We start from the raw sequence: 1,183 nt of genomic DNA, 5'->3' as shown, positions 1-1,183 counted from the left end.
CCCAGTTACAGAGCATTTTGGCGGCCCGGCCCAGTACCCCGGCTCGCCTTAGCCGCTCTACGGCCCTGGGCTATGCCTTTGATCCGCTGCGGCTCCACTATCCCCCAATGGCCAGTGTCGCCGCCTTAGACACCGACGCAGCAGAGCCACCCCCCAGCCTGCTCAGCCATCCAGAGCGCTCCCGCGCTCGCAGCACCAGGACCAATCACGGCCTACAGGTGCTCTATACCTTTCAGCCGGGCGATCGCCCCAATCAGGTGCAGGATGTCTCGGGCGTCGGCGAACCGATCAATCTCACAATTGGCCAGCCTAACCGCGTGACCTGGCTAGAGGGCGGTGGGCTGCGACTTAACGAGTCCACCATCGTCGATTCAAACCAGCCGCCCAACCGTCTGATTGAGGCCTTGCGGGCCACCAACGAAATCACCGTCGAAGTCTGGGTGAAGCCCGCTGGCAACCCAAATCGTCCCGATCAGCTGCTCCCTCAGCCAGCACCCGGCAAGACGGGGCCTGCCCGCATCGTTACCCTATCCAACGACATCGGCAATCGCTTCTTTACCCTGGGACAAGAAGCCCCTACCCAAACCTATCCCCATGCCCTGCGGCTGCGGCTGCGCACCACCCTGACCGACAATAATGGCGTTAGCTACCTCCCCCCTCACTCGGGTCGAGACGGCCCTACCCTCGTCACCGCTGCCGACTTTACCCTACAGCCTCGGTTGATGCCGGTCGTTTTTACCCGTCGCGCCGATGGCACGACTCGCCTTTACAGCCGAGACTCTCAGGGCCATCTGCGATTTGTGGAACTGCTACCTCCCGGTAGCGATCCCGGTAGCTTTAGTAACTGGGTGGCGGCTAGCAACCAGCGCTTTGATCTGGTTCTGGGCAATGAACGCGGGGGCACGTCCAACTCCGACAATTCCCGTCCCTGGCTGGGGGAATTTTACCTGGTGGCTATTTACAATCAGGCCCTGGCCCAGGCAGAGGTTGAATCGCTAGTACAGCAGGGGATAGGGGCCGGGGGCTCAGCCCAACAACCACCCTACAGCTGGCACCAAACCGCCCTTCAGCTCAAGACCAGCGGGTTGTTTCCCCCTGAAGATTTGGCAGAGACTGGACTGATTCGCCATGCGGCGGCCACCCTGCTGCCCGCTCGTTTGAGGGTTGCAGGGCAGCCCAACCC

1 pseudogene is annotated in these 1,183 nt (G+C 62.0%); it reads left to right on the top strand.

The window, feature by feature from the left end:
- Positions 1-1,183: pseudogene (locus IQ273_RS33290) on the top strand (hypothetical protein); the annotation flags it as partial.

This window comes from Nodosilinea sp. LEGE 07298 (assembly GCF_015207265.1).
GTDB lineage: Bacteria > Cyanobacteriota > Cyanobacteriia > Phormidesmidales > Phormidesmidaceae > Nodosilinea.
The sequence above is the reverse complement of the archived record's forward strand: the minus strand, read 5'-3'. Positions and strand labels throughout refer to the sequence as shown.